This window comes from Microbacterium hominis, from assembly GCF_013282805.1.
Classification (GTDB): Bacteria; Actinomycetota; Actinomycetes; order Actinomycetales; family Microbacteriaceae; genus Microbacterium; species Microbacterium hominis_B.
In genome coordinates, this window is the sequence record NZ_CP054038.1 from 3455757 (window position 1) to 3479678 (window position 23922).

The 23922-nt window shown below is 71.6% G+C and carries 17 protein-coding genes and 1 pseudogene; 10 read left to right on the forward strand and 8 right to left on the reverse strand.

The genetic code is table 11. The features are described from left to right. Positions 1-15 precede the first annotated feature (15 nt). Both HQM25_RS15535 and HQM25_RS15540 read left to right on the forward strand, forming a co-directional pair. Complete coding sequence (locus tag HQM25_RS15535) at positions 16-1527, forward strand: glycoside hydrolase family 43 protein (RefSeq protein ID WP_172991046.1); 1512 nt, start codon at positions 16-18, stop codon at positions 1525-1527. Continuing rightward, positions 1524-4304 (forward strand): alpha-L-rhamnosidase, encoded by a 2781-nt coding sequence (locus HQM25_RS15540; RefSeq protein WP_172991047.1) that lies wholly within the window; start codon positions 1524-1526, stop codon positions 4302-4304. Before HQM25_RS15535 ends, HQM25_RS15540 begins: the two co-directional genes overlap by 4 nt. Before the next feature lie 232 nt (positions 4305-4536). On the opposite strand, the gene HQM25_RS15545 is transcribed toward HQM25_RS15540, so the two are convergent. The 8 genes from HQM25_RS15545 to HQM25_RS15580 all read right to left on the reverse strand — a co-directional run bounded on the left by HQM25_RS15545 (position 4537) and on the right by HQM25_RS15580 (position 13816). After that, entirely contained in the window at positions 4537-5874 is a 1338-nt protein-coding gene (locus HQM25_RS15545; RefSeq protein WP_172991048.1) for an MFS transporter, read from the reverse strand. 50 nt (positions 5875-5924) lie between these two features. Further along, positions 5925-7694 (reverse strand): sulfatase, encoded by a 1770-nt coding sequence (locus tag HQM25_RS15550; protein ID WP_172991049.1) that lies wholly within the window; start codon positions 7692-7694, stop codon positions 5925-5927. Beyond that, positions 7691-8293 carry a PadR family transcriptional regulator gene (locus tag HQM25_RS15555; RefSeq protein ID WP_172991050.1) on the reverse strand — a complete coding sequence of 201 codons (603 nt, stop codon included), beginning with the start codon at positions 8291-8293 and terminating at the stop codon, positions 7691-7693. Before HQM25_RS15555 ends, HQM25_RS15550 begins: the two co-directional genes overlap by 4 nt. A gap of 113 nt (positions 8294-8406) precedes the next feature. Beyond that, positions 8407-9864, reverse strand: a complete 1458-nt coding sequence (locus HQM25_RS15560; protein WP_172991051.1) for a DUF1593 domain-containing protein — start codon at positions 9862-9864, stop codon at positions 8407-8409. Next, positions 9861-10922, reverse strand: a complete 1062-nt coding sequence (locus HQM25_RS15565; RefSeq protein ID WP_172991052.1) for a nucleoside hydrolase — start codon at positions 10920-10922, stop codon at positions 9861-9863. Before HQM25_RS15565 ends, HQM25_RS15560 begins: the two co-directional genes overlap by 4 nt. Positions 10923-11017: 95 nt before the next feature. Beyond that, positions 11018-12268, reverse strand: a complete 1251-nt coding sequence (locus HQM25_RS15570) for a D-arabinono-1,4-lactone oxidase (RefSeq protein WP_172991053.1) — start codon at positions 12266-12268, stop codon at positions 11018-11020. A 3-nt stretch (positions 12269-12271) separates the two neighbouring features. Next, the gene (locus tag HQM25_RS15575) at positions 12272-13165 is read right to left on the reverse strand and encodes an aldo/keto reductase (RefSeq protein ID WP_172991054.1); all 894 of its coding nucleotides are present in this window, start codon (positions 13163-13165) and stop codon (positions 12272-12274) included. Between the two features lie 102 nt (positions 13166-13267). After that, a complete protein-coding gene (locus HQM25_RS15580; protein ID WP_367948278.1) occupies positions 13268-13816 on the reverse strand; it encodes a FadR/GntR family transcriptional regulator in 549 nt (182 codons plus the stop codon). A 301-nt stretch (positions 13817-14117) separates the two neighbouring features. On the opposite strand from HQM25_RS15580, the gene HQM25_RS15585 reads away from it, so the two are divergent. From HQM25_RS15585 to HQM25_RS15620, 8 genes and pseudogenes are all read left to right on the forward strand, one after another. Continuing rightward, positions 14118-15860 carry a dihydroxyacetone kinase family protein gene (locus HQM25_RS15585; protein WP_172991055.1) on the forward strand — a complete coding sequence of 581 codons (1743 nt, stop codon included), beginning with the start codon at positions 14118-14120 and terminating at the stop codon, positions 15858-15860. Continuing rightward, positions 15857-16336 carry a ribose-5-phosphate isomerase gene (locus HQM25_RS15590; protein WP_172991056.1) on the forward strand — a complete coding sequence of 160 codons (480 nt, stop codon included), beginning with the start codon at positions 15857-15859 and terminating at the stop codon, positions 16334-16336. The genes HQM25_RS15585 and HQM25_RS15590 overlap by 4 nt, the downstream gene beginning before the upstream one ends. Then, on the forward strand, positions 16336-17103 hold the full coding sequence (locus tag HQM25_RS15595) for a triose-phosphate isomerase family protein (protein ID WP_172991057.1): 768 nt from the start codon (positions 16336-16338) through the stop codon (positions 17101-17103). Before HQM25_RS15590 ends, HQM25_RS15595 begins: the two co-directional genes overlap by 1 nt. Continuing rightward, positions 17100-17894 carry a sugar phosphate isomerase/epimerase family protein gene (locus HQM25_RS15600; protein ID WP_172991058.1) on the forward strand — a complete coding sequence of 265 codons (795 nt, stop codon included), beginning with the start codon at positions 17100-17102 and terminating at the stop codon, positions 17892-17894. Before HQM25_RS15595 ends, HQM25_RS15600 begins: the two co-directional genes overlap by 4 nt. Then, positions 17852-18754 (forward strand): phosphogluconate dehydrogenase C-terminal domain-containing protein, encoded by a 903-nt coding sequence (locus HQM25_RS15605; RefSeq protein ID WP_172991059.1) that lies wholly within the window; start codon positions 17852-17854, stop codon positions 18752-18754. The genes HQM25_RS15600 and HQM25_RS15605 overlap by 43 nt, the downstream gene beginning before the upstream one ends. Before the next feature lie 18 nt (positions 18755-18772). Next, positions 18773-19527, forward strand: a pseudogene (locus HQM25_RS15610) (SDR family NAD(P)-dependent oxidoreductase). Next, the gene (locus HQM25_RS15615) at positions 19527-21260 is read left to right on the forward strand and encodes a hypothetical protein (protein WP_172991060.1); all 1734 of its coding nucleotides are present in this window, start codon (positions 19527-19529) and stop codon (positions 21258-21260) included. Before HQM25_RS15610 ends, HQM25_RS15615 begins: the two are co-directional and overlap by 1 nt. A gap of 55 nt (positions 21261-21315) precedes the next feature. After that, complete coding sequence (locus tag HQM25_RS15620) at positions 21316-23910, forward strand: alpha-L-rhamnosidase (protein WP_172991061.1); 2595 nt, start codon at positions 21316-21318, stop codon at positions 23908-23910. The last annotated feature ends 12 nt before the right edge of the window (positions 23911-23922 follow it).

Genomic DNA, 23922 nt, shown 5'->3' on the forward strand with positions numbered 1-23922 from the left:
ACGAACGGACCGACGATGACGACGCTGCACAACCCCCTGATCAACGGCTTCCACCCCGATCCGTCGGTGGTGAAGGTGGGCGACTGGTACTACATCGCCACCTCCACGTTCGAGTACCTGCCCGGCATCCCGATCCATCGCTCGCGCGATTTCGAGACCTGGGAGCTCATCGGCCACGTGGCCACCCGCCCCGGCCAGCTCGGCGCGGCGACCGTGCCCACCGGCGGCGGCGCGTGGGCGCCGACGATCCGCCACCACGGCGGGCGGTTCCACCTCGTCATCACCGACGCGATGGGCCGGGGCATGCTCCACTTCACCGCCGACGACGCCGCCGGTCCGTGGAGCGACGGCGACCTCCTCCTGGTGGAGGACGGGTCGGCGACCATCTCGGGCATCGACCCCGACATCGCCTGGGATGCCGCGGGCCAGGCCTACCTCACGTTCTCGGGTCTGCTCCTGGGCGGCGGGATCGACCCCAACGCGCCGGCGCACCTGGGCATCCAGCAGGTGAAGGTCGACCTCGAGACGCACCGCGCCGTGGAGGAGCCCCGCTCCCTGTGGTCGGGAACGGGTCTCATGTTCCCGGAGGCACCGCACCTCTACGAGATCGACGGGGCCTGGTACCTGATGATCGCCGAGGGCGGCACCGAGCGCGGCCACTCGATCTCCATCGCGCGGGGCGCCTCCCCGGAGGGCCCGTTCGAGGGCGCGCCCGGCAACCCGCTCGTCTCGGCCCGGTCGACGCCCCGGCCGATCCAGAACACGGGCCACGGCGACCTCGTCGAGGGGCCCGGCGGCCAGTGGCTGTGCGTGCTCCTGGGCGTGCGGCCGCGCGGCGGCACCCGCGCCTTCTCCGCGCTCGGCCGCGAGACCTTCGTCACGCCGGTGACGTGGGCCGACGGCTGGCCGGCGATCGCGCCGGTCGCGCTCAGCCCCCGCGCGGGCACGCGCGTGGACATCGCCTTCGACGCGCCGCTCGACGCCGAGTGGGTGGGCGTGCGCCGCTTCCCGGCCGAGGTGTCGACGATCGAGGGCGGGCGCCTCGTGCTCACCGCCGACGGGTCGACGCTCGCCGACGCGCAGCCGGTGTTCGTGGGGCGACGGCAGGAGCACCTCTCCAACGAGGTGTCGGTCTCCCTCGACGTCTCCGCCGGCGTGGGCGGACTCGCCGTGCGCTACGACGAGGGCTTCCGCATCGAGCTCGAAGCGGGCGCCGGCGCGGTCACCGCACGTGCCCACATCGGCGGACTCCTGCAGGAGTGGTCGGCGCCGCTCGCCGGCGACGCGCTCGAACTGCATCTCGCCTCGCGCCGGCCCGACGGGTTCGCGCACGGCATGTTCGCCGCCAGCGACGCGTTCCACCTCGCCGCCACGATCGACGGCGAGCGCATCGAGCTCGCGCGCATCGACGGGCGCTTCCTCTCGAGCGAGGTCACCGAATCATTCACCGGACGCGTCATCGGCGTCTACGCTGTCGAGGGCCGCGTCGCCGTGTCGCGCTGGGTCGCCGAAGGAGACGACGAATGACGAGTACCGCACGCATCGCGACGCTGAAGGCCGAGCTGCGCGACGACACGACGTTCGTCGCCACCACCGCACCGCGTCTGAGCTGGACCGTGGATGCTGCGGAGCCGGGCTGGCTGCAGGCGGCCGCCGATCTCACCGACGGCCGCGCGACCGTCACCGTCGAGGGGCGCGACAGCGTGCTCGTCGACTGGCCGTTCGCGCCGCTGGCGGCCGGCGAGACGCGCGAGGTGCGCGTGCGCGCCCGCGCGGAGTCGGGGGCGGGCACCGACTGGAGCGCGCCGTTGCGCGTCGACGCCGGCTTCCTCGCGGAGGGCGAGTGGACCGCGCAGCCGATCGGCCTGGCCGATCCCGATCGCGAGGCGCAGCCGTTCGAGGCGCGCACGCGATTCACGCTCGACCGGCCGGTGCAGCGTGCCCTGCTGTTCTGGACCGCGCTGGGCGTGGCCGAGCCCGCCGTGAACGGGTCGCCGGTCTCCGACGAGGTGCTCGCCCCCGGCTGGACCTCGTACCGCGATCGCCTCGTGCACGAGACCGTCGACATCACCGCGCTCGTGCGCGAAGGCGAGAACGTGCTCAGCGCCACGGTCGCGGGCGCCTGGTACACCGAGAAGTACGGCTTCTTCGCCTTCGCCGACCGCCTCTACGGCACGCAGCCGTCACTGCTCGCGCAGCTGCGGGTGACGTACGCCGACGGCGTGGTCGAGACCCTCGCCGCCACCGGAGCGGGCTGGGATGCCGCCGGCGACGGCACCGTCGTCGACAGCGGCATCTACCCCGGCGAGCACCAGGACCTCCGCCGCTCCGCCCGGGCCTGGGCGCCCGCCCGCGTCGGCACAGCCGCGCACGCCGGCTTCGAGAACGTGCCGGTGCCCGAGGCGCGCATCGCGCCGCCGGTGCGCGAGATCGAGACCCTTCCGGTCGCGGAGGTCATCGCGTCGGCATCCGGCGGCCGCATCCTCGACTTCGGACAGAACCTCGTCGGCCGCCTCCGCGTGCGCGCGCACGGCGAGCCCGGTCAGCGCGTCGTCATCCGGCACGCCGAGGTGCTCGAGCACGGGGAGCTCGGCATCCGACCGCTTCGCAACGCCGCCGCGACCGCGACGTTCGACCTGTCCGGTGGCGACGACGTGCTCGAGTCCCGCTTCACGTTCTACGGCTTCCGGTACGCCGAGATCACGGGCCTCGACGTCGACCCCGACGACATCGAGGCGGTCGTGCTGCACACCGACATGACGCGCACGGGCTGGTTCGCGGCATCCGACCCGCTCATCGAGCGCCTGCACGAGAACGTCGTGTGGGGCATGCGCGGAAACTTCCTCTCGATCCCCACGGACTGCCCGCAGCGCGATGAGCGGCTCGGATGGACCGGCGACATCCAGGTGTTCGCTCCGACGGCGTCGTTCCTGTTCGACTGCGACGGATTCCTCACCTCCTGGCTGCGCGACCTCGCCCACGAGCAGGCACGCTCGGGCGGAGTCGTGCCCGTGGTGATCCCCTCGGCGCTGCCTGCGTTCGCCGGCGGCGGACCCACCGCCGCCTGGGGCGATGCGGCCACGGTCGTGCCGACGGTGCTGCACGACCGGTTCGGCGACGTCGAGGTGCTGGCGGCGCAGTATCCGAGCATGACCGCATGGGTGGATGCCGTGCTCGCCGACACCGACGGCTCGGGGCTCTGGGCCGGGCGCATGCAGCTCGGCGACTGGCTCGACCCCGCCGCGCCGCCGGACAAGCCGGGCAAGGCGAAGGTCGACGGCGACATCGTCGCCACCGCCTACCTCGCCCGTTCTCTGCGTCAGGTCGCCGAGGCGGCGGCGCTGCTCGGCTTCGACGGCGACGCGGAGGCCTACGGCGCTCTGGCGGAGCGCTCGCGCGCGGCCTTCGTCTCCGAGTACGTCACCCCGTCGGGCCGCATGATGAGCGATGCGCCCACCGCCTACGCGCTGGCCCTGGAATTCGACCTCGTCCGCGACCCGGCTCTGCGGCAGGCGCTGGCCGACCGGCTGGCGGCCCTCGTGCGCGAGGGCGGCTACCGCATCGGCACCGGCTTCGTCGGAACGCCGCTGGTCACCGACGCCCTCTGTGCCGGCGGACACGTGGGTGCCGCTGAGCGGCTGCTCACGCAGACCGAGAGCCCGTCGTGGCTGTACCCGGTGACGATGGGCGCCACCACCGTCTGGGAGCGCTGGGACTCGATGCTGCCCGACGGCACGATCAACCCCGGCGAGATGACCTCGTTCAACCACTACGCGCTGGGCGCGGTCGCCGACTGGCTCCACCGGGTGGTCGCCGGGCTCGCCCCCGCCTCGTCGGGCTACCGGTCGCTGCGGATCGCCCCGCGCTTCCTCGATGCGCTCGCCTACGCCTCGGCCCGCCACCTCACCCCGTACGGCGAGGCGTCCGTGGCGTGGGAGCGCGACGGAGCCGAGATCGTCGTGCGCGCGACGGTGCCCGCCAACACCACGGCGACCGTGGATCTGCCGGGCAGCGCGCCCCGCGAGGTCGGGTCGGGCGCGCACGAGTGGCGGGTGGCGGCATCCGCCCCTGTCGTCCGTCCCGCACTGCCGGGACTCGACGCCGCCCTGGCCGACGTCATCGACGACCCCCGCGCCTACCGCGCGCTGTTCGACACGCTCGAGGCCTTCGACCCCGCGCGCGCGGAGGCCGTGCGCACCGGCACGATGTGGGGCGCACGGCGCCCGGTGTCGACGGCGCTCATGTTCACGCCGCCGGCGGTTCTGGAGCAGGTCGACGAGGCGATCCGCGCCGCCACGGCCTGACCCGCGATTCCCGCTGTCGCGCACCCGCCGCTCCCTGCTCGGCGGGTGCGCGGTGGCGTTCTGCGCAGCCCGGCGCGATCCGGAAACCGGACCCCGTCACGTTCTCCGGATCGTCGCACTCTTCCGGTCCGGAAAGGCCGCGAGCCTCCGGTTTCCGGATCGGCCGCCCAGAGGGAACACCTGAGGGGGGTCGCCGGAAGCAACCCCCCTCAGGTACGTGAACGCGGGGACGTCAGACGAGCTCGTCCGACGTGCGCGCCTGCAGCGCAGCGCGCACGACCGCGGTGTCGCGCGGGTAGGTGCGGTACAGGATCGACAGGAACGCCGCGTTGACCAGCATCAAGCCGACCAGCACCCACAGGAACACCTGCTGCAGGCCGAACTGCACCGCGAGCGAGCCCGCGCTCAGGGCGAAGATCGCCCAGCCGATCGTCTCGAAGACGGTCAGCCAGATCGCGAAGGCCTGACCGCGCAGCTCCGGCATGACGACCGCCGCGACGATCGGGCGGTTCACCGGCGGGTTGAGACCCTGGGCGATGCCCAGCACGCCCCACAGCACGGCGTACGCCGCGAAGTCGTCGTAGACGATCTGCGTGGCGAAGAACGCGGTGACGGCGAACAGCACCTGCGCGGCCTGGAGCACGACAACGCGCGAGCGCTCCCCCATGAGGCGGTCCAGCGCGGGCAGCGCGTAGCCGATCGAAACCGTCGAGATCGCATAGCCGACGCCGAAGGGCAGCGCCACGATGACAGCGAACGCGTTGTCGATGCCGCGCTCGGTGACCAGGAACTGCACGCCGAAGATGAGGATCAGCAGGTGCCCGGAGAGCAGCCGCGAGACCATCATCACGTTGTACGACGGGATGCGGAACAGACCCATCACCTGGCGCACGGTCACCTTGCCGCGGGTGTCGCTGGCGGCCGGAGCCCCCTCCAGGCGGTCGGCCGCGCCCACGCCAGGATCGCGGAAGAGCGAGAGCACGACGACGCCGATGACGAAGCAGGCGACACCCATGGCGCCGAACGCCCACCGCCAGCCGTCGACCATGCCGAGGAAGGCCGCGATGAGCGGTGCGATCGCGAGGCTGATCAGCTGCAGGGCCCCGAAGAAGATGCCCATGGCGCGCGCACGCTCACGGTCGACGAACGAATCCGAGATGACCGCCATCGAGATCGGCATGCCGCCGATCGCCGACATCGCCATGAGCGTGGTGAACACCAGCAGCATCGGGAACGACTCGGAGAACGCGGCGCCCAGGCCGAAGGCGCCCGAGGCGAACGACGTGAGAGCGAGCACCCACCGTCGGCCGACCTTCGTCGACAGCCACACCCAGAACGGCCCTGCCGGGACGCTTGCGACCTTGCCGAGCGCGGCGATGATTCCGAGGTGGCTGCTGTCGAGACGGAGACTGGCCGCGAGCGACGGGAACACCATGTTCACGAGGCCGGCCTCGGTGTTGTCGACGATGGACGAACCGCCCATCACGCTGAGATTGCGCCAGCGGTGCGGCACCTTCTGCGGGGACGCCGACTCCATCTCGGGGAGGTCGACCGTGGACTTCGTTGTCATGAATGCTCCTCTTTGCGCATTTCTTCGGGGGGTGGGTGGCTGTGAGCGCCTCAGCGGTGGACCGCGACGGCGACAGCGAGTTCGGCATCCAGGAAGCGCAGCTGGTCCGCGGGGATCATGCCGAATCGTGCGAGACCGATCAGCGAGAGACCCATGCCCGCGCCGAGGCCCTCGCTGTTGCCGAGCTGCGGTGCCAGACGTGAGAGCACGTCGCGCACCGGAGTGATCGCGAGCGCCTCGATGATCGGCAGCTCGAGGATGTCGCGGCACTGAAGGTCGTCGGGGGCGGGCAGGGGCGCGGCCGTGGCCGTGGCGAGGTCGCGCTGCGCGCGCACGAGCAGATGCGCGCTCGTCAGCTCGCCGACGCGCGGAAACCCGAGACGTTCGAACTGGCTGTCGGGAGCGTCGTTGGCGATGAGCTGGGCTCGCAGGAGCTCGAGCATGCGCAACTCCACCGTGTCGTCGACCATCGGGAGCTCCTGTCGGGGGTCCTTCTCGAGGTCGAACAGCAGCGTGCCGTGCTGCCAGGGGCTCATCCACATGCCGGTCGTCGGCATGCGCATCGTACGCACTCCCTTGGTGAACGACATCGGCTCGGCGGGCTCCCACGCGGTCAGCTCATGTACCCCGAAGCGCGAGCGCATGTGCGTGGGCATGAGCGTGAACTCCTCCAGCGGTGTGTTCTCACGCGCCGCCGCGGCGCGCATGTACACGTAGCGCCCGTCGGTCACGTTCACGTGCCCGCCGTGGATGCCGAACAACGCCGCCTCACGGGGCTCGGACTCCGCGACGAGGATCTCGCCGAGGTCGTGGCCGAGCATGTCCTCGGTCGGCTCGAGCTCGAAGTAGCGAAGCACCGTGGGGGCGATGTCGATCGTCTGCGTGAGTGCGGACCGCCGGTCGCCGCGTGCCTTCGTGCGGGGATCCCACACGAACATGGGCAGGTGGACGAGCTCGTTATACCAGGGCTGCACCGACTTCGCCCACCAGCCGTGCTCGCCGAGGAGGAACCCGTGATCGGTGTTGACGATCAGCAGCGTGTCTTCCCAGAGCCCGTGCCGGTCGAACGCGTCGAGCACGCGCCCGAGGGAGGCGTCGCACATGCTCACCAGAGCGGCATACTCCATGCGCGCATGCTCGACCTGGTCCTCGGGCTCGTAGACCTTCTGGTACCCCGGCCAGTCGAACTCCGGTCCGTCGTATTCGTGCGGGTACTGATCCTTGTACTTCTGATGCGTGAAGAACGGCTCGTGCGGGTCGAAGAGCTCGATCTGCACCAGCCACTTGTCGGCGGCGCTGTTCGTGTCGATGAACTCCAGGCCGGCATCCACGGTCAGCGTCTGCGAGTGCTCCGCCTCGGTGGGCATGTAGCGGCGGTTGATCGCGTCCTGCCGCCGCATCGCGACCAACGGGTTCGAGGCAGCACCGGCCGGGTCGACGACGCCCTTCCACGGGTCGCCCTCCTGCCCGCGCAGGAACTCCCACGTGCTGTAGCGCGTGTGGTAGGTGGCCCCGCCGTCTTCCCAGTAGTGGGGGTGGTCGGACACGAGATGGGTGTGGATGCCGGCATCCCGGAGCATCTCGGGCATCGAGTCGTCGAAGGGCTCGAGCGGCCCCCAGCTGCGGTGCAGGAAGTTGTAGCGGCCGGTGTGCATCTCGCGACGCGCGGGCATGCACGGCATCGAGCCCGCGTAGAAGTTGTCGAACACGACGGTGCGGGCGGCGAGCCGGTCGAAGTTCGGCGTCTGGATGAAGCTGTCCGCGTACGGGCTCAGCATGTGCCGGTTGAGGCTGTCGAACATCAGGATCACGGCCCTCATCGCTGCGCTCCTTCCGCCGCGGGAACGTCTTCCCTGTCGATGAGCGGGCGGCCGTCCATCAGCCGAGCCCGCAGATCCATCAGCGAGGCGATGTGGCGATCCATCTCCGAAGCGCCGCGCCGATGCGTCCACTCCTCCAGCTCCGCAAGCCGCTCGGCGCTCAGGCCGGTGGACCGCGGGAACCGCTCGCGGTCGCGGCCGCGATACTTCGCGACCTCGGCGAGGCGCGTCTCGATCTCGGTGTCGAGCAGCCGCATCAGCTGCTCCTCGCTCATGTGGCCGGCGTTGCTCAGACGCACAGCGAAATCCGGGTCCTGGAAGCGCGACGGCGGGTTGTACGGCGAGTCGATCCAGTCCTGAAACGCGCCCAGGCCCTCTTCGGTCAGTGCGTAGCGCTTGGCATCGTTGGCGCCGGCACGGGACTCGACCGTGTGGGTGACCCAGCCGCGGGCCTCCATCGACGCGAGCGTGCGGTACACCTGGCTCATCGTCGTGTTCGAGCGCGCGAAGCGCGCCGAGGTGTCGAAGTGCCGCTTGATCTCGTACCCCGTCGAGGGGTGATCGAAGAGCGTTCCGAAGAGAAGAATCTCGAGCTTCATTGCCGTCCTCACGTGCATCCATGCCACTTGTGACACGGATAACCATGACACAAGTGGAATAGCACGTCAAGAGAATGGGGAACTCCCCCTGCGAGAGTTCCCCGTTCTCGTGATCAGCGCACGGTGAGGATGACCCGCCCGTACGACGTGAGCGGGCGGGGTGCGGCATCCCGAGCCTCGACGATGAGGTGGATGCTGTCCCCCGGCCGCGCGTCGTCGGGCACCCGCACCACAGCCTCGGCCCCATCGGTGTGCACCGTGACGTCCGCCTCGCACGTGCCCGCCTCGCGGTACACCCACCAGCGGCACGACACGTCGTCGCCGTCGGGGTCGGACACGGTCGCAGCCAGCGCGACCTCCTCACCCGGGACGACCTCGCGGTCGGCGGGCACCTCGAGCACGGGGTGATGGTTGGCGTCCGAGAACTCCGGGGTGACCGACCATCGCAGCCGCTCGGCGAAGTCCTCCTGCGCGAGGCGGAACCAGCGGGTGACCGACCGCTCGTCGCCCTCGCCGCCGAAGCCCGTGTCGGCGATGACCCACGTATCGGGGCCGACGGCGGTGGGCGTCGAGCGCCCGCCCCAGCCTCCGAACGAGGGATGCTCGTGGCCACGCAGCGACGGAACGATCAGGTTCAGCATGTTCGTGGTGTCACCCTCGGAGATCCACTCGCCCGCGGGCTGCGGGTCGATCCAGACCTTGTAGCCCTCGGCCCTCAGCTCGTCGGCGGTGAGCCCCGAGAGGCCGAAGAAGTCCGTGGTGTCGCCCGGCACCATCTGCTTGCCGTCGCCCCAGACCCGGTACAGCGCGCCGAGCGGGCCGACGCCGGTCACGTTCTCGCGCATCCACGATGCGCTCAGCAGCGGAAGGTCTTCCTCCGGCACCCGGAGCCGGGCCGTGTACCCCCAGGTGAACGTCGCCACCTCGATCACCCGGATGTCGGGCCACCGCGTCAGGATGTATCCGTCGTAGGTCTCGTCCTGCGATGCGAACTTGGTGATGACGGCCTTGGCCGACACGGCGGCGTGCACGCGATCCCACTCGGGAGTGCCGCCGTAGCGCTCCTCGATCGACAGGAGTGCGCGCGCGACGGTGCTCGGCCCCGCCCATAGCTGCAGGAACACCGGATCGGTGCGGTCGTCGAGCAGCACGTCGGCGATCAGCTGCGATCCGGGCGACTCGGCCGAGATGTCGCCCTCGAAGGCGACGTTGCCGTGGCGCACGAGCGCCCGCAGCGCCTCGGGCGCGGGGTAGCGCGGATCGTGCACCGCGAGATTGGCGTGCACCTGCGCGTATGCGTCGAGCGCGTCGTCGATGAACCGCTCGCCGTCGGCCCAGCGGTGCGACGACTGCGGCTCGGTGTACTCGCGATCCGGCAGGAAGAAGGTCGTGCCCCGGCCGTCGCCGCGCCAGTGGAACCGGCTGCTCGCGTACACGAGCCCCGCCACCTCCACCTCGTTGGTGTACAGCAGGAAGCGGATCATCGAGTTGAGGTCGTCGAGCTCCGGATCCGCGGTGACGATCGTGCGCGGGCGCACGGTGGCCGTGCGGCGGTCGTGCAGCGCGGTCATGACGCCGCCCCCGCGGCATCCACTGCGGCCTGCCAGTCGCAGAACTCGGCGAGCTTGAGGTACATGTCCTCGAACATCAGGCGGGTGTCGACCCAGGTGTACACGCGCATCGGACGCGCGTCGGGCGCCGCGAGGTACCCGCCGTCGTCGGCGAGGGCCGGGGTCGGCATCGAGACGTAACGGCTCGACGAGGGGTCGGGCTCGAAGACCGACTGCAGCGCCGTGAGCAGCACGAGCGGAGAGTCGCCGAGCGCGTACGTCTCGCTCGCACCACCCAGGTGCCGGTCGATCATCGTGAAGACGGTGGCGAGCTCGTCGTACAGGTACCGGCCCAGGGAGCCGGTGGATGCCACGCGCAGCCGCAGCTCGGCATCGGAGACCAGGGTCTGACGGTAGACGTCGCGCGGAACCTGCCAGATCGGGATCGCCGAGTCGTTGAACACGACCTGGCCCGCGACCGGATCGATGAGCAGGTTGTACTCGATCGGCATGGGGTTCGGCGGCGGCACCGCAAGGCCGTCATGCTCGGCGCCCCCGATCCACACGAGCGTGAGGCGTTCGGCGATCGCGGGCTCGGTGAGCACGGCGGAGGCGAGGTCGGTGAGCCCGCCGCCGGCGACGTAGAACAGCGGACGGGGATCGTCGCGCAACGCTTCGGCGATGATCGCGTCGACCGCCGGCGCCGGGCGGGGCGTGCCGCGGTCGACGAGCGCCTCGTTCGAGCCGGTGACGATCACGTCGGTCGAGGTCAGGCCCATGCGCGCGAACACGTCGTGCACGATGAGGGCCGCGTTCTCGGCGCTGCGCCCCGACGGATCCCAGAAGTCGTCGGCTCGCAGGTGCGAAGCGACCACGAGCGGGATCTCCACGCTCGGCGACAGCAGGTGGTGCACGAGCTGGTAGAGGTCGTCGGGATCACCGGCGAAATCGTTGTCGATGATCACGCGGGCCCGGCCGGTCGAGGCGGGCGCTATCGCCTGCCAGGGCGCGGTGCCGAGTGTCCACGCGGCGGCGGAGCGGTGCTCCTCGATCGCCTCGGGGGTGGGGATTCGGGTCATCGTCGACGTCCTTTCGCCGAGGCGAGCCTACTGGTCGCCGGGCTCGATTGCCAAACCGGTTGACCACTTGCCCGGTTGGAGCACGCCCGGGGCGGTCAGCGCGCGTCGCGCACGCCCAGGCGCACGAGGTGGTCGTTGACGAAGCGTCCTTCCGGATCGAGGCGCTCGAATACCGCGCGGGCATCGGCGAGGCGCGGATGCACACGCTCGATGGCCTCGCGGTCGAACGCGTGGACCTTCCCCCAGTGCGGACGTGCGTCGAACGGCGCCAGCGCCTCCTCGATGCGCGGCAGCAGCGCGCCCACCTCCGCCGGGTGGTTGTGCCAGGTGAAGTGGATGATCACGACGTCCCGCCGGTACGCGGGACTCAGCCACAGCTCGTCGGCGGCGGCCGTGCGCAGCTCAGTCCAGATCAGGTGGGGACGGATGCCGTCGCCCAGCGCCTTCACCGCGGCGAGCGCCGCGGGCGCGTGCGCCCGGGCCACGAAGTACTCGGACTGGATCTCGTCGCCGAACGACGGCTGCGCGTCGAGGCGGAAGTGCGGGAGGCGCAGCATCCACGGACCCGGCACGCCCGCGAGCTCCGTCACGTTGTCCTCGACGCCCAGCGGCGATTCCCCACCGGTGGCGCGCACGCCGTCCAGCAGCGTGTCGGCGACCGGGTCGTCGTCGGCGGCCAGCCGGGTCTTCACCCAGACGAACCCGACGGAGGGATCCTCCCACCGCGAGAAGATCGAGACGCTGTAGCCGCCGCCGGTCACGCCCGCGTAGTCGGCGAGCGCGGCATCCCACGAGACTCCCGTGTAGATGTCCTGCCGCACCCGGAAGGCCGGCACCACGTCGAGGGTCACCGCGACGATGACGCCGAAGGCGCCGAGGCCGACCACCAGCGCATCGAAGTCGGGATCGCCGCGGCGCACCTCGTGCACCTCGGCGTCGGCGCCGACGTATCGCAGCGCCCGCACGGAGGCCGAGAGCACCTGATTGGCGTCACCCGACCCGTGGGTGCCGGTCGCGGTCGCCCCGCCGACGTTGATGTGCGGCAGCGAGCCCATGTTGCGCAGCGCCCAGTCCCGTTCGTCGAGCCACAGCGCGAGCACGCCGTAGCGCGTGCCGGCGGCGACGGTGACGGTCTGCGCCCCCTCGTCGAGCGCGAACGCGGGCGGCAGCCCGGTGACATCGATCAGGGTGCCGACGGTGTCGGGCAGGTCGGTGAACGAGTGCCGCGTGCCGAGCGCATGCACCGGCCCGGGACGGGCGAGGGTCCGGCGCACGTCATCGACCGAGCGCGCCTCGACGATGCGCGGTGCGGCGTATTCGTAGGTTCCTGCCCAGTTGCGCGGCATCCCTCACTCACTCCCGCCGAGCGCGTCGATGGCCGCCCACACCTCTTCGGGAACGACGGCGGTGGCGAACGCATCGACTCCTGCGAGGCGATCAGCGGTCTTCACTCCCACCACGGTCGAGTCGATGAGGTCCGAGCGCAGCGAGAACTGGAGCGCCACGGCCGGGAGCGCAACCCCGTGCGCGCGGCAGATCTCCTCGAGCCGGTGGACACGCTCGACGATCTCGGGCTCGGGCTCGCGGTAGACGTACGTCGCCGACGCGCCCTTCACGAGGATGCCGCTCGCGAACGGCGCCGCGTTGAAGACCGTCATCCCCCGGCGCCGGGCTTCGCCGAACAGCGGCGCGGCACTCTGATCGAGCAGGGTGTAGCGGTTGTGGCTGAGCACCGCGTCGAACACCCCGGTGCCGACATACTCGAGCATCTCGTCGACCGGGTAGGTCGCGATGCCGATGGCGCCGACCACTCCCGCGTCGCGCAGCTCCCGCAGGCCGTCGACGGCGCCGCCGGGGGCCATCGCCTCGGCCACGCTCACCGCGTAAGGGTCGTGGAAGTGCAGCAGCGGCAGACGATCGACGCCGAGGCGGGACGCGCTCTCCTCGAAGGAGCGCAGCACCCGGTCGCGATCGAACGCGCCAGTCACCGGGTCGACGTCGACCTTGGTGATGACGCGGGATGCCGCATCACCGCCCGCCTGCGCGAGCGCGAGTCCGATCACGGCTTCGGAGCGCCCGCCGGCGTAGTTGTTGGAGGTGTCGAGGTAGGCGTGCGGCGATTCGAGCAGCGCGACCACATCGGCCACCGCCGCCGCCTCGCCTTCGCTGCCGGGCGCGGTGCCTTCCCCGAGGCCTGACATGCCGAGGGTGAGGGGGCTGGGATTCACGACAGGGGGCTTCATCGTCGATGTCCTTCCATGTGCGATCGATGCGGGCGCCGCGACCCGGTCTCCGGCGGCTCGCGCCTCAACCTACCGCCGTGAGAGCACTGTCGGCGCGGTCAGTCACCGCCCCGATTCGGCAGCCAGGCGCGCAGACGCGGTCGCCATGTGCGCCGCCATCGCGGATGCCGCGGCGTCGGCATTCACGGCTTCGACCGCCGCGAGGACGGCGTCGTGCTCCCCGATCGCGGTCTGCGCGGCCTCGGCGTCGTGCACCGCGCGGTCGGAGTACACCTGGAGCAGCGACCGCACGACGTGGAGCAGATCGACGAGCGTCTCGTTGTGGGCTGCTGTCGCGAGGGCGGCGTGGAAGTCGGCGTCCGCCTTCGCGAAGGACTTGAGGTCGCCGACGGTGCCGCGCATGCGCTGGAGAGTGGATGCCAGCACCGCGCGCTCGGGTTCCGACGCCCGTGCGGCGGCCAGCCGCGCGACGTAGATCTCGAGCCCCGAGCGCAGGTCGAGAAGGTCGGCCGTGCTCTTCTCCCCGATGAGCAGGCCCCATCGGAGCGTCTGCGGCAGCAGGTCGCTCGCGGTGCCGCGCAGGTAGGTGCCGGATCCCGGCCGCACGTCGACGATGCCGAGGATCTCGAGCGCGGCGAGCGCCTCGCGCACCGCGGACCGCCCGACCTCGAGGGTCGCCGCGAGCTGACGCTCGGGGGCAGTCGGGTGCCGGCGGCGATCGAGCCGCCGGTGAACAGGTCCATGAGGCGGCGCGCCACTTCGGAGACCGGCGTGCCGGACGGGAGCGCGCCGAGGGCGGCGGTGATCTCCGCTGATCGGTCGCCGGGGTATGCGGGCATGCAGACACTGTATCCTCCAGTTCGGCTTGCAATTGGTCAACCGGTTTGTCAGACTTGTGCTGTTCCCGCCAGATGCCAGTGGGAGCTGCACCGCGAACGACCAAGGAGCCGCGATGACGCGCCTGTGGAACGACCCCGCCGACTTCGCCGACGAGATGATCGACGGCTTCGTGGCCGCGAACGGCCGCTATGTGCGCCGAGTCACCGGCGGGGTGGTGCGCTCGACCGTGTCGCCGGCGGGACAGGTGGCCGTGGTCGTCGGCGGCGGCTCGGGCCACTACCCCGCGTTCGGCGGGCTGGTGGGTCCGGGGCTGGCGCACGGCGCGGCGATGGGCAACCTGTTCGCCTCGCCTTCCACGCAGCAGGTCTACGCGGTCGCGAAGGCGTCCGACAACGGCGGCGGCGTGTTCTTCTCGTACGGCAACTACGCCGGCGATGTGCTGAACTTCGACGCCGCCCAGGAGCGGCTGCGGGCCGAGGGCATCGCGTGCGAGACGGTGACGGTGACGGACGACATCTTCAGCGCCTCCACGGTCGAGAAGCACAAGCGCCGCGGGATCGCGGGCGATCTCACCGTCTTCCGCGTCGCCGCCGCAGCCGCCGAAGCGGGTGCGGACCTCGCCGAGGTCACCCGGCTCGCCCGCCTCGCCAATGAGCGCACGCGTTCCTTCGGCGTGGCCTTCACGGGGTGCACGCTGCCCGGCGCCGCGCAGCCCCTCTTCTCGGTGCCCGAAGGCCGCATGGCGGTCGGGCTCGGCATCCACGGCGAGCCGGGCATCGATGAGACCGACATCCCGACCGCCGACGGCCTGGCGGAGCTTCTCGTCGACAAGCTCCTGCAAGAGCTCCCCGACGGTGTGGACAACCCCGAGGGCGCCCGCGTCGTGCCGATCCTGAACGGTCTCGGTTCGCTCAAGTACGAGGAGATGTTCGTCGTCTACCGGCGCATCGCGCAGCTGCTCGAAGCTGCCGGCATCGAGCTGGTCGACCCGCACGTCGGCGAGTACTGCACGAGCTTCGACATGGCAGGCACATCGCTCACCCTGTTCTGGCTGACCGACGAGCTCGCCGCACTGTGGGAGACCCCCGTCGACACGCCCGCCTACCGACGCGGTGCGGTCGCGCCGCAGGAGCGGGCGATGGATGCCGCACCCGGCACCCCGGCCGAGGCCGACGCCGTTCCAGCCGCCGACGACGACTCCCGGCGCCTGGCCGTGCGCGTCGCGGCGGCCGTCGAGACGATCGCGGCCACCGTGGACGCCCACGTCGACGAGCTGGGCCGCATCGACGCGATCGCCGGCGACGGCGACCACGGCATCGGCATGCAGCGCGGCTCCCACGCCGCCCGCGACGCCGCCCGCACCGCGCGGGATGCCGGCGCGGGAGCCCAGACCGTGCTCGCCCGCGCCGCCGACGCGTGGAGCGACAGGGCCGGCGGCACCTCGGGCGCACTGTGGGGCGTCATCCTCCAGGCGCTCGCGGCGCGGCTGGGCGACACGGGCTCTCCCGATGCCACCGCGATCGCCGCGGGCGTGTCCGCCGCCTCCGCCGGGGTGATGGCCTACGGCAAGGCGGAACCCGGCGACAAGACCCTCGTCGACGCGCTCGTGCCGTTCGCCTCGACGCTGTCCGCCCAGGTCGACGCGGGCGCCTCCCTCATCGACGCATGGATCGTCGCCGCCGACGCGGCCACGCGCGCCGCCGACGCCACCGCCGACCTCCTCCCCCGCATGGGCCGCGCCCGCTCGCACGGCCAGAACAGTGTGGGAACCCCCGACCCCGGCGCGATCTCGCTCGCGCTCATCGTGACCGCCGTGGGCGAGCAGCTCGCGGCCGAGAAGGAGACCGTACGATGACCACCTCCCCCGCACCCCTGCGCATCGTGATCGGCTGCGATGACGCCGGGTTCGACTACAAGGAGATCCTCAAGAAGGACCTCGAGCAGAACGCCGGCGTCGCAAGCGTCGTCGATGTCGGCGTCGATGCCGACGGACACACGCCCTACCCGAAGGTCGCGATCGAGGCCGCGCAGCAGGTCGCGGCCGGTGACGCCGACCGCGCACTCCTCATCTGCGGCACGGGCCTGGGCGTCGCGATCGCGGCGAACAAGGTCGCCGGCATCCGCGCCGTCACCGCCCACGACTCGTTCTCGGTCGAACGCGGCGTGCTCTCCAACAACGCGCAGGTGCTCACCATGGGACAGCGCGTGGTCGGCATCGAGCTCGCCCGCCGCCTCGTGCGGGAATGGCTCACCTACCGCTTCGACACGACCTCGGCCTCCGCCGACAAGGTCGCCGTCATCGACGAGTACGAGACCACCGGAAGCTGCTGATGCCCGCACCCGTCACCGTCGGCGTGAGCCTGAAGATGTACTTCGGTCATCGGCAGGCTCGGGAGTGGTTCGCGCGCGTCGCACCGCGCCTCGCGGCGCACCCCGCCGTGGCGAGCGGTGGCGTGCGGGTGTTCGTCATCCCGACCTACCTGCAGGTGCTCCCGGCACGGGAGGCGTTCGCGGACACCCCTGTGCTCGTGGGTGCGCAGGACGCCGCGACCGAGGACTCCGGCGCCTTCACCGGCGAGGTCAGTGCCGCCGAGCTCGCCGAGGTCGGCGCCTCGGTGGTCGAGATCGGCCATGCCGAGCGGCGACGCCTGTTCGGAGAGACCGACGAGATCACCGCGCTGAAGGCGGCAGCCGCGCTGCGCAACGGCCTGACCCCGGTGCTGTGCCTCGGCGAGGCCGACCGCCAGGACGGGGTGGATGCCGCCGCAGCCACCGTCGCGCAGCTGCACGCCGACCTCGCGGGGGCGCCTGCCGGCCCCGTGATCGTGGCCTATGAGCCGGTGTGGGCGATCGGCGCCGCCGAGCCCGCACCCGTCGCGCACATCGAGACGGTGACCCGGGCGCTGACCGCCGCACTGTCGGCTCTTCCCGACCGCGCGGGCAGCGCCGTGATCTACGGCGGATCGGCCGGACCCGGCCTGCTCACCGAGCTCGGCGACGCGGTCGACGGACTCTTCCTCGGACGCTTCGCGCACGACCCCGACGCGTTCCTGGCCGTCATCGACGAGGCCGCCGCGCTCGCGGAGGTGAGCCGATGATCGGCCTCGGCACCTACGCCTACTTCTGGCAGCACTCCGACCGGGTGCCCGAGCCGCTCTCGCTCATCGGCGCGTTCGAAGACACCGCGGCGCAGGGCGTCGCCCTGTTCCAGATCTGCGACTACGCGCCGCTGGAGGGAATGGATGCCGCCGCGCTTGCCGACGCGGCCACCGCCGCCCGCGATCTCGGTCTCACCATCGAACTCGGCACGAAGGGCCTCGAACCGGAACGCCTCGCCCGCTTCCTCGCCCTCGCCGAGGTGTTCGACGCCACGCTCGTACGCAGCATGCTGCTCTCGCCGACGTCGCGCCCGACGCTCGATGAGGCCGAGGTGTGGCTGCGCGCCGCGATGCCCGCATTCGAGGACGCCGGAGTCACCCTCGCGCTGGAGACGTACGAGCAGGTCGCGACCTGCGATCTCGTCGCGCTGATCGAGCGGGTCGGCAGCGACCGGCTCGGCGTCTGCCTCGACCCCGCCAATGTCGTGGCGAGACTCGAATCCCCGCGGGCGTGCGTCGAGGTCGCGGCATCCCTCGTGAAGAACATCCACGTGAAGGACTTCGCGTTCGCCCGCCAAGACGGCTGGGTCGGCTTCACGTACGGCGGTGCGCCCATGGGCTCGGGCCTCCACGACTACCCCCACCTGCTCGAGACCGTCACGCCGCGCGACCGGGGCGTCAACGAGATCGTCGAGCACTGGCTCTCCTGGCAGGGAGACGCCGAGACCACCATCCGAACCGAGCGGGAATGGACCCGCACCACCCTCGAATACCTCAGGAGCACACCGTGAGCACTGCAACCGACACGTACAAGATCGCCGTCATCGGCGCAGGCGGCAAGATGGGTATGCGCGTGTCCAACAACCTCGCACGGACCGACCACACCGTCTGGTACGTCGAGAACTCCCCCGCCGGACAGCAGCGCACCATCGACGCCGGTCGCGAGCTGACGGATGCCGCCACCGCCGTCTCCGACGCCGACATCGTCGTGCTCGCCGTGCCCGACCTGGCGCTCGGCCCGGTCACCGCCGACCTCGTGCCGCAGATGAAGGCCGGCGCGATCGTGCTGACCCTCGACCCCGCCGCCGCGTACGCGGGCCTTCTCACCACACGCGCCGACGTGATCCAGGCTGTCGCCCACCCGTGCCACCCGTCGATCTTCCTGCAGCGCGAGACGCCCGAGCAGTGGGCCGACACCTTCGGCGGCATCGCCGCCCCGCAGGACGCCATCGCCGCCGTCGAGAGCGCCGACCCCGCCAAGCAGGCGATCGTCGAGGCGACGGTCCGCGCGATCTACGCCCCGGTCATCGACGTGCACTGGGTGACGATCAAGCAGCTCGCCCAGCTCGAGCCCACACTCGTCGAGACGGTGGCCTGCATGATCGGCGCCCTCCTCAACGAGGCCCTCGAGGAGACGGTGAACACGATGGGCGTTCCCGAGGCGGCCGCGCGCAGCATCCTCTACGGTCACACCCAGGTCGCGCTCGCCAACGGTCTGCGCGGCGACAACCCGTTCAGCGACGCCTGCCTCATCGCCATGGACTATGGCCGCGAGTCGATCATCAAGGAAGACTGGAAGAAGATCTTCCGCGACGACGAGCTCGACAAGAACCTCGCCCGCATGCTGCACCTCGACCACATCGAGCGCTGACCCGGAACTGAGATCCCCATGGCACAACTCGAAGGCAAGACCGCGCTGATCACCGGCGGCGCGCTGGGCATCGGCCTGGCCGTCGCGCAGCGCTTCGCCCGTGAGGGCGCGCGGGTCATCCTCGCCGACCGCAACGGCGAGGGCGCCGCCGCGGCCGCCGCCGAGATCGGCGCGAACGCGCGCGCGGTCACGATGGACATCTCCGACGAAGCTGCGGTCGCCGCAGCCTTCGCCGAGGTGGAGGCCGACGGCTGGGCGCCCGACGTGGTCGTCGCCAACGCCGGCGTGCAGTTGTTCGGGCAGGACGCCCCGGTCGCCGACCTCGACCTCGATGTCTGGAAGCGCACGATCGACATCAACCTGACCGGCGCCTTCCTCACCGTGAAGTACGCGGTGCGCACGATGCTGAAGCTCGGCGGCGGGTCGATCATCCTCACCGGCAGCCCGACGGCTGTCAACGGCGAGGGCAAGGACTTCACGGCGTACAGCTCGTCGAAGGCCGGTATGCACGGCCTTTCGCGCACGGTCGCCGCCGCATATGCCGATCGCGGCATCCGTGTGAACACGGTGCAGCCCGCCTACACCGAGACCCCCTCGTGGCGGCCATCAGCGAAGACCCGGAGTCGCGTGCGGCGATCATCAGCCGCATCCCGATCGGCCGGGCGGGCACGCCCGACGACGTCGCCGGGATCATGGTGTACCTGGCCAGCGACGACGGCGCGTTCGCCACGGGCGCCACGTTCCAGGTCGACGGCGGAATGACATCGCTCTGATGTGCTGGCGCACCTCGTCTCGCGCGCGGTCGAGCGGCCCGTGGTCGCTCGACCTGCGCGACGACGAGATCGCCGACCTCGCGTACGACGGCGTGCCGGTGCTGCGCAGCATCCGCGCCGTCGTGCGCGACCGCGACTGGGCCGCGGCCGCGCTCGTGGTCGACCGCGTGCGCGAGACCGACGCGACCCTCACGCTCCACGTGCGCTCGCAGGGCCTCGGTTCCTCGTTCGCGGGCGTCGTGCGCGTGGAGGCGCGCGCCGACGGGCTCGTGGTGCTGTGCGACCTCGAGTCCGCCGACGAGTTCTGGACCAACCGCACCGGCCTTGTCGTGCTGCACCCGCCGCAGACCGCGGGCGCCGCAGTGGAGGTCACCCACTCCGACGGCGAGCGCGTCGCATCGACGCTGCCCGTGGAGATCAGCCCCCACCAGCCGGTGTTCGACATCGCGGCTCTGGCCTGGGAGCACGGCGGCCTCGCCGTGTCGGTCGCCTTCGCCGGCGACGTGTTCGAGATGGAGGACCAGCGCAACTGGACCGACGCCTCGTTCAAGACCTACAGCCGTCCGCTCGCCCTGCCGTTCCCGTATCGTGTCGCGCCCGGTGAACGGGTGCGGCAGTCGATCACCGTGCGGGCGGAGCATGTGGATGCCGCGCCCGCCGCCTCTGCCGATCGGGATGTGATCACGCTCAGCCCGGCCGGGGCGTTCCCCGAGGTCGCCGTCGGCGCCTCGACCGCTCCCGACCCGGCGCCCGCCGACTGGACGCCCGTGACCGACACGGTGCTCGTCGAACTCGACCTCGCGAGCACGAACTGGCGCGCCGCGCTCGCACGCGCGGCCGCATCCGGCCTGCGGCTCGACGTGCGGCTCACGCTCGACGCCCGCCGGCCGGAGGCGGTCGCCGAGGCCGCCGAAGCACTGTCGGGCCTGCCGGTGGTGCGCGTCGCGGCGTTCCAGCCCGCCGGTCACCCGGCCGAGCACGTGACGGATGCCGCCGCGGCATCCGCTCTGCGCGCCGCGCTCGCCGATGCCGGGCTGAACGTGCCGGTCATCGGGGGCGCGCGCTCGCATTTCACCGAGCTCAACCGCGAGGCCGATCGGGTGCCCGGCGACCTCGACGCGATCGCGGTGGCGATGACGCCGCTGTTCCACGCGCGGGGAACGGAGCAGCTCATCGAGTCGATCGCGATGCAGCGACTCGTGGCGCGACAGACCGTCGCGTTCGCGGCGGGCCGCCCGGTGCACGTCGGCCCCGTGTGCCTGCGGCCCCGCTTCAACAACGTGGCGACCGGGCCTCAGCCGGGGCCAACGCGCGACGACCTGTCGGAGGGGTACGGCGCGGCGTTCACGGGAGCGGCCGACCCGCGTCAGTCCGCCCCGGAGCTCGCGGCGTGGGTGATCGCGAGCGCTGCGGCCCTCGGCGTGCCGGGTGTGGCGTCGCTCGCCTACTTCGAGGAGTGGGGGCCGCGCGGCATCCACTCCGATGACGGAGCCGCGTACGCGGCGGCCGCGGCGGTGGCCGCGCTGGCCGCGCTCTCCGGCGCAGAGCTGCTGACCGGAGACAGCCCCGACGGCCTCGTGTGGGCGATCGGGGCCTTCCGCGACGATCGCACGACGGTCCTCCTCGCCAACCTCGACGAGCGCCCCCGGCGGATCGTGGCGCACACGCCCCACGGCACGGCGGAAGCCGTCGTCGCCTCCTTCAGCCACGCGGCGATCTCCCTCACCGCCTGATCCCCTCATGCGTCGGCGGGAGTCGGCGCTGCTGCCGACGAGACCGGAGAATCCGATGACGCTCACCGTGTCCGCCCCCCGATTCGAGCACCACCGCGAGGCGCGGGGAATCGGCGAGCCGCGGCCCCGCCTCTCGTGGGTCGTCGAGTCCGCCCCGGCCGGATGGACCGCCACGGCATATCGCGTCGCGATCGTCCGCGGCGACGCCACCGATCGTTACGAGGTCGAGGGCGGCGATCAGGTGCTCGTGCCGTGGCCCGCCCCCGCACTCGCATCCCGTGAACGGGCCGATGTGCGCATCGCGGTGCGCGGCGCCGACGGCGCGTGGAGCGCGTACTCGGCGCCCGCGACAGTGGAAGCGGGCCTGCTCGACCTGTCGGAGTGGACGGCCGGGCCGATCGGATCGATCGAGAACGAGAACCCGCTCACCGACACGCGCCGCCCGATGCTCGTGCGGCGGGAGTTCGCCGCGGGACCGGGCCTGGTCCGCGCGCGCCTGTATGCGACGGCTCACGGGCTGTACCAGGCGGAGATCAACGGCGTCCGTGTCGGCGATGACGTGCTGTCGCCGGGCTGGACGGTCTACCGCGAACGGCTCCGGTACTACACGTACGACGTCACCCATCTCATCCGCGAGGGCGCCAACGCGATCGGCGCGTGGCTCGGCGACGGCTGGTACCGCGGGCGTCTGGGCTGGCGTGGCGGGTTCCGCAACGTCTACGGCGACGACCAGTCCTTCATCGGGCAGCTCGAGCTCACGTACGCCGACGGCACGCGCGAGACCGTCGCCACGGATACGTCCTGGCGCGCGGCATCCAGCCCCATCCTCACCTCCGGGATCTACGACGGCGAGACCTACGACGCTCGGCAGGAACGGCCGGGCTGGTCGTCTCCGGGCTTCGACGACCGCGAGTGGGGGCGGGTGCAGCTGCGCCGCCGTGACCCCGCCACCCTCGTCGCCCCGACGGCGCCGCCGGTGCGGGTGACCCAGGAGGTCTCCCCCGTCGAGGTGCTCACCACTCCGACCGGTCGCGTCGTGCTGGACTTCGGTCAGAACCTGGTCGGCGTCGTGCGCCTGCGCGCCACCGCCGCGCCGGGCACCACGGTGACGCTGCGGACGGCCGAGGTGCTCCAGGACGGCGAGCTCTACACCCGCCCGCTGCGCGATGCGACATCGACCGACGTGTACACGTTCGCCGGGCGCCCTGAGGGCGAGGAGTGGGAGCCCCGCTTCACGTACCACGGCTTCCGCTACGTCGAGGTCGACGGCTGGCCGGGCGATCTGCACCGGGCCGTGGCCGACGGCGGGCTGGTAGCGCGGGTGCTGCACACCGACCTCGAGCGGACCGGCTGGTTCACGTGTTCGAACCCGCTCGTCGACCGGCTGCACGAGAACGTCGTCTGGGGCATGCGCGGCAACTTCGTCGACATCCCGAGCGACTGCCCGCAGCGCGACGAGCGTCTGGGCTGGACCGGTGACATCCAGGTCTTCGCGCCGACCGCGTCGTACCTCTACGACTGCTCGGGCATGCTCGCCGGCTGGCTGCGCGATCTCGCCGCCGAGCAGCTGCCCGACGGCACCGTGCCGTGGTTCGTTCCCGTCATCCCCTCCGACCGCATGTGGACACCGCAGCGGCCGGGGGCGGCGTGGGGGGATGCCGCCACCGTCGTCCCCTGGACGCTGTTCACCCGGTTCGGGGATGCCGGGGTGCTGCGCGCGCAGTTCGACAGCGCTCGGGCGTGGGTGGACCTCCAATCCGAGATCGCGGGCCCGTCGCGCCTGTGGGACACCGGGTTCCAGCTGGGCGACTGGCTCGACCCGGCCGCGCCCCCGCAGGATCCCGCCGATGCCCGCGCCGACCGCCACCTCGTTGCCGGCGCGTACTTCGCCCTGTCGGCGCGGCTGGTCGCACGCATGGCCGCGGTGCTCGGCGAGTCCGAGCACGCCGAGTCGTACGGTCGGCTCGCCGACGAGGTGCGCGACGCCTTCGCCGCGGCGTACATCGGCTCCGACGGCACCATGACCAGCGACGCCCCCACCGCCTACGCGGTCGCACTCCAGTTCGGCCTCATGCCGTCGGAGCTCCGCGCCGCCGCCGCCACGCGACTGGCCGACCTCGTCCACGCCGAGGGCAACCGCATCGCGACGGGCTTCGTGGGCACGCCGCTCGTGTCCGACGCCCTCAGTGCGAACGGCCGGCTCGCGACGGCGTACGACCTGCTGCTCGAGGAGGGATGCCCCTCGTGGCTGTACCAGGTCACCATGGGCGCCACCACGATCTGGGAGCGCTGGGACTCGATGCTCCCCGACGGCTCGGTCAATCCCGGGACGATGACCTCGTTCAACCACTACGCGCTGGGGGCGGTCGCCGACTGGCTGCACCGGGTGGTCGCGGGGCTCGCCCCGGATGGGCCGGGCTATCGCCGCATCCGCTTCGCCCCGCGTCCGGGCGGCGGACTCACCCACGCGTCGGCGCGGCACCGCACGCCGTACGGCGACGCGGCCATCGCCTGGCGTCTCGACGACGACGGCCTGCATGTGGACCTGGAGGTTCCGATCGGCACCACGGCTGTCATCGACATCGAGGGTCACGGTGACGAGGATCTCGTCCCCGGCCGGCACACCCGCACCTTCGCGGTTCAGCGATAGCCGTCCCATACG